The sequence below is a fragment of the Microbacterium sp. 2FI genome (genome assembly GCF_005502885.1).
Classification (GTDB): domain Bacteria; phylum Actinomycetota; class Actinomycetes; order Actinomycetales; family Microbacteriaceae; genus Microbacterium.
Genome location: NZ_SCMR01000027.1, coordinates 45,794 through 55,063 on the forward strand (window position 1 = coordinate 45,794; position 9,270 = coordinate 55,063).

Genomic DNA, 9,270 nt, shown 5'->3' on the forward strand with positions numbered 1-9,270 from the left:
GTGCAGGAGCCTACGCGGCATTCGAACGTCTATTCGATGACACGCCGCGAAGCGGCTCCTGCTGGTTCCTGAGTAGGCGAGGAACGAGCCGTATCGAAGGACGATGACACGCCGCGAGGTGCGCTACCCAGTCGCGTCAGTGACGCCGCGGTTCCAGCCGGCCTGCGCCATAGCGGCGCTGAAGCGGCACGTCGGTCTCCTCGCACAGCGCGACCCACACATCGCGAGGCGCCTCCCCCGAAGAGAGTGCTTCGGCGGCCGTCCTGCCGCCGAACTGCGGGAGTGCGAGATCCGCGATCAGCGACGACCCGCGCGCGCCGAACTCATCGGCGACGGCGCGCTCGAACTCACTGCGACGCACGTGCCGGTCAGCGCAGCGACAGTTCGGCGTCGACCGAGGCGACGAGGTCGTCGGGAACGACGTCGGGGAACGTCTGCAGGCCTTCGAGCACCGAGATGCGGTCGCCGACCTCGCGCATGATGATCGAGATGGGAACGTCGAGGGCCTCGGCGACCGAGGCGAGGATCTCGCTCGATGCTTCTTTCTGGCCCCGCTCGACCTCGCTCAGGTACCCGAGCGCGACACTCGCGCGACCGGCGACCTGACGGAGGGTGCGGCCCTTCTGCTGGCGGAAGTCACGAAGCACTTCGCCGATCTCTTGACGTACCAGGATCATGATGGGCCCCCTCCTCACGTATGATTCCGCCGCTGTCCGGGTGGACAACAGTACAGCACCGGATGATGCCAATCTAATCCCGTCGACTGGGATATGGGTGGGAATCGCTGAATGTAACCGAGACGAAACACGCTCTGTTCCCGATCTCGCGCGGACATTCAACCGAGCCGATCGCGGCAGAGCCGGAGGGCGACGGCCACGCTCTCGGCACGGATCTCGGCGCGCGATCCGGTGAGTGCGATGGCTGCGACTTCCGTGGACTCCGGCGTCGCAATAGCGATGAACACCGTGCCGACGGCCTGTCCGTCCTGCGGGTCGGGCCCGGCAACGCCCGTGGTGGCCACGCCGACGTCGGCGCCGAGCACGCCGCGCACACCCTCGGCCATCTGGCGTGCGACGGCCGCGTCGACCGCTCCGACGGCGGCCAGGAGGGCGGCGTCCACGCCCAGCACGCTCCGCTTGAGATCCGTCGCGTAGGCGACGATTCCTCCGCGCACGTGCGCGGAGGCGCCGGGTACATCGACGAGGGCGGCGACCAGCAGACCGCCGGTCAGCGACTCGGCCGTCCCGATCGTCCAGCCGCGCCGATCGAGCGCTGCGAGCACGCCGGCGGCGGCATCCGTCACGCCTTCGCGCCCTTCCGGCGGCCACGCGTCTCGCTCACGATGTAGTCGATCCCGCTCGCGATCGTGAGGATCACGGCGATCGTCATCGTGACACCGTTGACCCACCAGATCCACTCGCCGACGAGCGTCCACAGCGGCAGCAGCGCGAGCGACAGGGCGAGGGCCTGCGCGACCGTCTTGAGCTTGCCCATCCACGCCGCCGCGAGCACGTGGTCGCTCACCACGGCGAAGCGATAGATCGTGATTCCGATCTCGCGGATGAGCACGACGATCGTGATCCACCAGTCGAGCTCCCCCAGAATCGACAGCCCGATGAACGCGAAGCCGGTGAGCACCTTGTCGGCGATCGGATCGAGGAGCTTGCCGAGATCCGTGACGATGTCGTGCTTGCGGGCCAGATAGCCGTCGATGCCGTCGGTCGCGATCGCGACGATGAACAGCGCCGCGGCCCACCAGCGCAGTGCCCCGTCGGCGCCGCCGTCGGCGAGCAGCATCCACAGGAAGACCGGCGCGCAGAAGATGCGGACGATCGTGATCGCGTTCGGAAGCTGCCTCGGGATCGCCATGCGCCGAGCCTATCGGGGGCGGTCGTCAGCGGCGATCAGTCGCGGCCGGTGAGGCCCCATGCGTCTTCGTCGCCTTCGGCCTCGACGACGGGGTAGCCGTGGAACTGGGCGTCGACGGCATCGGCTCCATAGGGATCGGATGCCGCTCCCCCGCCCTCGCCGGGCACGTCGTCGCCGCGCAGCCGAGCCAGGATCGCCGGGAGCTGCTCGACGGTCACGAGCACGTCACGCGCCTTGGAGCCCTCGGATGGGCCGACGATCTCGCGGGATTCGAGCAGGTCCATGAGGCGACCGGCCTTGGCGAAGCCGACACGGAGCTTCCGCTGCAGCATCGAGGTCGATCCGAACTGGGTCGACACGACGAGCTCGGTCGCCGCCAGCAGCAGCTCGAGGTCGTCTCCGATGTCGGCATCGATCTCCTTCTTCTCGGCTGCCACCGCGACCTCGCGGTACTCGGGGCGCGCCTGGGCCGTGACGTGCTGCACGACCTTCTCGATCTCCTGCTCGCTCACCCATGCGCCCTGAACGCGGATCGCCTTCGAGGCCCCCATCGGCAGGAACAGACCGTCGCCCTGGCCGATGAGCCGGTCGGCGCCGGGCTGGTCGAGGATGACGCGGGAGTCGGTGACACTCGTCACGGCGAAGGCCAATCGCGAGGGCACGTTGGCCTTGATGAGCCCCGTGACGACATCGACGCTCGGTCGCTGTGTCGCGAGGACCAGATGGATGCCGCTCGCTCGCGCCAGCTGGGTGATGCGCACGATCGAGTCCTCGACGTCGCGCGGTGCCACCATCATCAGGTCGGCGAGCTCGTCGACGACCACGAGCAGGTACGGATACGGCTTGAGCACGCGCTCGCTGCCGACGGGGAGCTTCACTTCGCCCGCGACCACCGCGCGGTTGAAGTCGTCGATGTGGCGGAAGCCGAAGGACGCGAGGTCGTCGTACCTCATGTCCATCTCCTTCACGACCCACTGCAGCGCCTCGGCGGCCTTCTTGGGGTTCGTGATGATGGGCGTGATGAGGTGCGGAACACCCGCGTACGACGTGAGCTCGACGCGCTTGGGGTCGATGAGCACCATGCGCACGTCGGCGGGCTTCGCCCGCATGAGGAGGCTCGTGATCATCGAGTTCACGAAGCTCGACTTGCCCGAGCCGGTGGAACCGGCCACGAGCAGGTGGGGCATCTTCGCGAGGTTGGCGACGACGTAGCCGCCGCCGACGTCCTTCCCGACGCCGATCGTCATCGGGTGCGTCGACTGCGCGGCGTTCTGCGAGCGCAGCACATCGCCGAGCGTGACGATCTCACGGTCGGCGTTGGGGATCTCGACGCCGATGGCACTCTTGCCCGGGATGGGGGCGAGGATTCGCACCTCGTTCGAGGCGACCGCGTACGCGAAGTTGTTCTGGAGCGCCGTGATGCGCTCGACCTTGACGCCGTGGCCGACCTCGATCTCGTACTGGGTCACTGTCGGACCCCGTGAGAAGCCGGTGACCTTCGCGTCGACGCCGAACTGCTGCAGCACGCTCGTGATCGCCCGGACCGTGTCGTCGTTGGCTTGCGAGCGCGCGACGTGGGGCGACCCGGCGGCGAGCGCGTTCACCGACGGTAGTCGATAGGTCGCCGACGGCGGGTGGGCGGCAGCATCCGCGCCGATCCCATCGATGCCGGGGAGCACGCCGTCGTCGAGCGGATCGACGTCACTGTCGTCGCGCAGCGACGTCGTCGCCCGCTTGCCGGGCTTGGTCGCCCCCGTCAACGCCGCGTGGTCGATGATCTCTGTGAGCGCGTCCGGGCCGGCCGGCGGCGGAACCGCAGGCGCCAGCGCCTGATCGAAGCCGCCCTGCGTCGAACTCGGGGAGAGCAGGGTCGTGAGGTCCTGCGAGCCGAGCCCGTCTTCGGGATCCTTCTCGCGCCCGGTCTTGTTGCGGCGCCACCACGGCAGCGACGTGTCGTCGGATGCCGCGGCCGCGGCATCCGCCTCCGCCTTCTCGGCGCGCGGCTCGGCGTCGAACATCCACGCGTAGAGCTGGCCGAGGCGGCGCCCGATGCGGTTGGGCGGCGTCTTCGTGATGATCAGGATGCTGAGCGCTGCGAACAGCGACAGGACGATGTAGGCCCCGACGTCGGTGAGCAGCAGTGCGAGCGGCTCGCCGACCATCCATCCGAAGAGCCCTCCTGCCGCACTGAGTGCGGGCAGCCCCTCATTGGGTTGCGGCCGGCCGCCGGCGACGTGACAGAAACCCGCGATCGTGAGCACGAGGAGGCCGAATCCGACGCCGATGCGGCCGTTGTCGTGCACGGACGACGGATGCCGGAACATCCATCCCGCCAGCAGCAGGAGCAGGACAGGCAGGATGAAGGCCTCGCGGCCGAGGAGGAAGCCCACGGTGTACGCGCTGATGAGCCCCGCTGCCTCGGTGCCGATGAAGAACCACTCCACGGTTGCGCCGGCGATCGCGAGCAGCACGAGCAGGAACGGAAACCCGTCGCGACGCTGATCCTTCTCGAGTGTCTCGGGTCCGAAGGCGCGGAACAGTCCGCCGGTCGCGTGCGCGAGACCGAGCCAGGCCCGCACGACCACGGGCGGCTTGTCGGAGTCGCCGACGTAGCGTTTCGGTGCCGGTGCGGGCTTCTTGGCGCGTGCGGATGGCGCGCTCGAAGGCGTGCGTGCGCCCTTGGTCGGACTGGTGCTCCTGGCCATTCCCCCACGGTAGGCGCGACCGGCGACATTTCCCCGGAACCACGCGGCGCTTCGGCAGCGCCGATGATGCGGGATTCCGCGCGTCAGCGCAGGCGCTTGACCATGGTGTCGCGGCCCATGCCGCTCTGCGTCACGGCGAATCCCTCGCTGCGGTAGAGCGTCGTCGCGAAGTTCCCCCGCTCGACGCTCAGACTCAGCCGGCCGTAGCCCTCGGTGCGAGCCTGGTCGCACAGGCGGTGCAGCAGCGCCCGCCCGACCCCGTGCGCGCGCCAGATCGGACGCACGCCGATGATGAGCTCGGGCACGCCGGTGCCGACGTAGCCGAATCCGGGGTCGCTGCGCGGCAGCATCCGATACCAGGCGGCTCCGATCGGCTCGCCGTTGTCGTCCTCCGCGACGAAGCCGGCGTCACCGGGACGCTTCCATCCCGCGACGTACCTGCTGTGCTCCGACCCTGTGATCACCTGGTGCTTCGGCAGCGCACCGCCCTGCCGCCAATTGACGGCCTCGACGACCATGTCGCCGAGGAACGCGCCGTCCGCCTGGGTGGCGGCGCGAAGGCGGAAGGATGCGGGCATGTGCCGAGTGTAGGGCTGCCGTGTTTCAGGCCCGTATCCGGGCCGGAAATCGACTACGCCTCGATGACCAGCGGGACGATCATGGGGCGCCGGCGCAGCGACTGGTTCACCCAGCGGCCGATCGTGCGCCGCACGATCTGCGACAGCGCGTGCGAGTCGCGCACACCCGAACTCGCCGCTTCGGCGAGCGCCGCGGCGATCTTGGGCTTGACGCTCTCGAACACCGCGTCGTCCTCGGCGAACCCCCGAGCGTGGATCTCGGGGCCCGTGATGATGCGGCCGGTGGCGGCATCCACGACGACGATGACCGAGATGAAGCCCTCTTCGCCCAGGATCCGGCGGTCCTTGAGGTCGGCATCCGTGATCTCGCCCACCGTCGACCCGTCGACGTAGACGAAGCCGAGGTCGAGCTGGCCGACCACCGAGGCGGTGCCGTCCTTGAGGTCGATCACCGTGCCGTTCTCGCCCAGGATCGTGCGGTCCGGGTGGATGCCGGTGTCCTGCGCGAGCTTGGCGTTGGCCATCAGATGGCGATACTCGCCGTGCACGGGAAGCACGTTCTTCGGCTTGAGGATGTTGTAGCAGTACAGCAGCTCGCCCGCGGCGGCGTGGCCCGAAACGTGCACCTTCGCGTTGCCCTTGTGGACGACGTTCGCGCCGAGCTTCGTGAGACCGTCGATGACGCGGTACACGGCGTTCTCGTTGCCGGGGATGAGGCTGGAGGCGAGGATGACCGTGTCGCCCGGGCCGGGCTCGATCGCGTGGTCGTTGTTGGCCATGCGGCTGAGCACCGCCATCGGCTCGCCCTGCGACCCGGTCGACATGTAGACGATGCGGTCGTCGGGAAGATCCCGGGCCTTGCGATAGTCGATCAGCACGCCCTGGGGCACGTGGAGGTACCCGAGGTCTTCCGCGATCGTCATGTTGCGCAGCATGCTGCGGCCGAGGAGCGCCACGCGGCGGCCGTGCGCCGCTGCGGCGTCGAGCACCTGCTGCACCCGGTGGACGTGACTCGAGAAGCTCGCGACGATGACGCGGCGGGGCGAACTGCCGATGACCTGTTCGAGCACCGGGCCGATCGAGCGCTCGAGCGGAGTGAAGCCGGGGACGTCGGCGTTCGTGGAGTCGACGAGGAACAGGTCGACTCCCTCCTCACCGAGGCGCGCGAACGCGCGCAGGTCGGTGAGACGGCCGTCGAGGGGCAGCTGATCCATCTTGAAGTCGCCGGTGGCGAGGACGAGGCCCGCGGGCGTCCGGATCGCGACGGCGAGCGCGTCGGGGATCGAGTGGTTCACCGCGACGAATTCGAGATCGAACGGGCCGATCCGCTCGGTCTGACCCTCTTTGACGGTGAGGGTGTACGCCTTGATGCGGTGCTCTTTGAGTTTCGCCTCGATGAGGGCGAGGGTGAGGCCCGACCCGATCAGGGGGATGTCCTGCTTCAGCCTGAGAAGGTAGGGAACGGCCCCGATGTGGTCCTCGTGCCCGTGGGTGAGGACGACGCCGACGATGTCGTCGAGGCGCTCCTTGAGCGGCTCGAAGTCGGGCAGGATCAGGTCGACGCCGGGCTGATGCTCCTCCGGGAACAGCACTCCGCAGTCGACGATGAGGAGCTTGCCCTCGTACTCGAAGACCGTCATGTTGCGACCGACCTCTCCGAGTCCGCCGAGCGGTGTGACGCGGAGCGTCCCCGGCTCGAGGGCGGGCGGGTCGTAGACCGTGCTGGGCATCGTTTTGCCTCCTCGGGATGCCGTGGCATCCGATCGGTTCTTCTGTCGCGTCGTCTGCCTCAGGGGGCGTGGCGGCGCGCGGACGTCATCTCGTCGTGCCGGACACCTTCGGCAGGGCGCCGCCGGCGGCGGCATTGCGGTCAGGACGGAAGTTGGAGAAGTCGGCGCCGGGCACATCGACGACGAGCGAGAGTTCGTCCTCGATCATCGCGGCCTCCCACTCCTCGGGTCCGACCAGCGGCAGCCGCACCCGCGGGCTCGTGATGCGCCCGAGTCCGTGCAGGATGTACTTCGCCGACACCGTGCCGGGCACGTGGGTCATCACGGCCCGAACGAGCGGTTCGAGCTTCATGTGGGCTGCGGTGGCGGCCTGCAGGTCACCGCGGTTCACAGCATCGACGATCACGCGGTACGGCTGGGCGGCGATGTTCGCCGTCACCCCGATGAGGCCGGACGCCCCGATCGCGAGGTGCGGCAGGATGTTCGCGTCGTCGCCCGAGAAGTACATGAGGTCGGTCTGGTTGAGCACGCGGCTCACCTCGCTGAAGTCGCCCTTGGCGTCCTTGATGGCGAGGATGTTCGGGTGCTTCGCGAGCCGCAGGATCGTCTCGTATTTGATCGGCACCCCCGTGCGCCCGGGGATGTCGTACAGGATCACCGGCAGATCGGTGGCATCGGCCACGAGCCGGAAGTGGGTGAGGATGCCGGCCTGCGTGGGCTTGTTGTAGTACGGCGTGACGATCATGATGCCGTCGGCGCCGGCCTTCTCGCTGGCCTTGTAGAGCTCGATCGCGTGGGCGGTCTCGTTCGAGCCGCCGCCCGTGATGATCGATGCCCGGCCTGCGGCGACATCCTTGCCGACCTCGACGAGCCGGAGCTTCTCGGCATCGGTGAGAGTGCTGGTCTCACCGGTCGTGCCGGTCACGACGATGCCGTCGGCACCGGCGGTGATGACGTCGTCGATGTGCTTCTCGACGGCGGGCCAATCGACTTCGCCGTCGGCCGTCATCGGAGTGACGAGCGCGACGAGAACCTGTCCGAAGGGGTTTCCCGTGTGCGTCATCCCCTCAGGTTATCGGGATGCCGCGCGCGTTGTCGCCGCGCGTTTCGACGTGCTGTGCCGAAAACCCGCTCGGTGATACGACACGCCGGTCTCCGGCATCCGTCACCGGGGTGTCGACGTGACGGACCGGATTTTCGGTACACCGGCGGTGGATGAGCGACGTCGACGGCCGGGCTCACCAGGTGAGGCCGGCCCTGCTGCGGTGCAGGTTGCGGGAGACGGCGGAGAGGATCGCGGCCTCGACGAGCTCCCAGTCGTGGACGATCAGCGCGTAGTCGAATCTGAGGGTGTTGAATCCGAGGGCCGCTGCCGCAGCATCCCGAACCCGGTCGGCGTGTCTGCCGGCACCATCGTGTGTCTCGCCGTCGGCCTCGAGGATCAGGCAGTCGCCGAGCACGAAGTCCACGACTCCCACGCCCGGAACGGGCACCTGGCTCGTGAGCGACAGCCCGAGGTGGTGCAGGCGCAGCCGCAGAAGGGACTCGAGACCGCTGTCGGCGTCGAGGCGGGCGAAGTCGACGAGCCATCGCGACTCGGCCGGGATGGCCTCGCGCAAGATCTCGCGCTGCCCGACGTCGATCTGCCGGAGCCTCAGCGCGGACTCGAGGGCTGCGAAGAACGGCTCATCGCCGCGGCATCGCTGGATCTGCACGAGGCAGTGAAGGATGCCGACCCGCTGCAGGTCGGGCGGATCGAGGGGTGTTTCGCGATGGAACAGGCAGCATGCTCCTTCGCCTGGGTGGGGTTCGATCGCGACGCGAGTGGGGCGATGATCGGGGTGCACCCAGGTATGGGCCGGCTCCTCCGCGCCTCGATCGAGCGTCCACAGCCCGTAGTCCCGGGCCGCCGTGACGCACGCGATCACGCCACAGTGGCGGAGCGACTCGATGATCGCCTCGCTGGTGTCGGGAAGGACGTACACGCCATTGCGAGGTCGCAGCAGCATCCCGTCGCGCACGGCGCGGGCAAGGTCTCGGCGACTCAGCCCTGCCGCCCGGAGCGCCGCCGTGCGAGCCGCCCCGCCGCGACGCCGCACCGCGGTAACAGCGGATTCCCTGGACATGGATCGAGCGTGCGGCCGGACGGCACACGACACAGCTCCGACGACGAGATTGGGGACGGATGCCGCCCGAGCCGTCTCTGGGGAGGAACCTGTGGTTCCGACCCCGTGGCCTCACTCCTCCCCCGCCCCGGGCCGAAAACCCGCTCCGTCATCCGACACGCCGGGCGCCGGCATCCGTCACCGGCGTGTCGCTGTTACCGAGCAGGTTTTCGGTACGGATCAGGGATCAGCGCCCGCGGGCGGCGGCGCGGGAGACGAGGGC

General features: G+C 68.8%; 9 protein-coding genes. All 9 read right to left on the reverse strand.

Going from position 1 to position 9,270, the window contains the following annotated elements; genetic code table 11:
- Positions 1 to 136: 136 nt before the first annotated feature.
- A complete protein-coding gene (locus tag FFS15_RS16930) occupies positions 137 to 361 on the reverse strand; it encodes a DUF3046 domain-containing protein (protein WP_137846222.1) in 225 nt (74 codons plus the stop codon).
- A 7-nt stretch (positions 362 to 368) separates the two neighbouring features.
- Entirely contained in the window at positions 369 to 677 is a 309-nt protein-coding gene (locus FFS15_RS16935) for a helix-turn-helix transcriptional regulator (RefSeq protein WP_137846223.1), read from the reverse strand.
- A 158-nt stretch (positions 678 to 835) separates the two neighbouring features.
- Positions 836 to 1,303, reverse strand: a complete 468-nt coding sequence (locus FFS15_RS16940; protein ID WP_137846224.1) for a CinA family protein — start codon at positions 1,301 to 1,303, stop codon at positions 836 to 838.
- Positions 1,300 to 1,869, reverse strand: coding sequence for a CDP-diacylglycerol--glycerol-3-phosphate 3-phosphatidyltransferase (pgsA, locus tag FFS15_RS16945; protein WP_137846225.1), 570 nt, complete (start codon positions 1,867 to 1,869; stop codon positions 1,300 to 1,302). Before pgsA ends, FFS15_RS16940 begins: the two co-directional genes overlap by 4 nt.
- A 35-nt stretch (positions 1,870 to 1,904) precedes the next feature.
- The gene (locus FFS15_RS16950; RefSeq protein ID WP_137846226.1) at positions 1,905 to 4,574 is read right to left on the reverse strand and encodes a DNA translocase FtsK; all 2,670 of its coding nucleotides are present in this window, start codon (positions 4,572 to 4,574) and stop codon (positions 1,905 to 1,907) included.
- A gap of 83 nt (positions 4,575 to 4,657) precedes the next feature.
- Positions 4,658 to 5,152 (reverse strand): GNAT family N-acetyltransferase, encoded by a 495-nt coding sequence (locus tag FFS15_RS16955; RefSeq protein WP_137846227.1) that lies wholly within the window; start codon positions 5,150 to 5,152, stop codon positions 4,658 to 4,660.
- A 53-nt stretch (positions 5,153 to 5,205) separates the two neighbouring features.
- On the reverse strand, positions 5,206 to 6,882 hold the full coding sequence (locus FFS15_RS16960) for a ribonuclease J (protein ID WP_137846228.1): 1,677 nt from the start codon (positions 6,880 to 6,882) through the stop codon (positions 5,206 to 5,208).
- Positions 6,883 to 6,967: 85 nt separating this feature from the next.
- A complete protein-coding gene (dapA, locus tag FFS15_RS16965; protein WP_137846229.1) occupies positions 6,968 to 7,945 on the reverse strand; it encodes a 4-hydroxy-tetrahydrodipicolinate synthase in 978 nt (325 codons plus the stop codon).
- A 175-nt stretch (positions 7,946 to 8,120) separates the two neighbouring features.
- Positions 8,121 to 9,008 (reverse strand): type IV toxin-antitoxin system AbiEi family antitoxin domain-containing protein, encoded by an 888-nt coding sequence (locus tag FFS15_RS16970; RefSeq protein ID WP_137846230.1) that lies wholly within the window; start codon positions 9,006 to 9,008, stop codon positions 8,121 to 8,123.
- Positions 9,009 to 9,270: the final 262 nt, after the last annotated feature.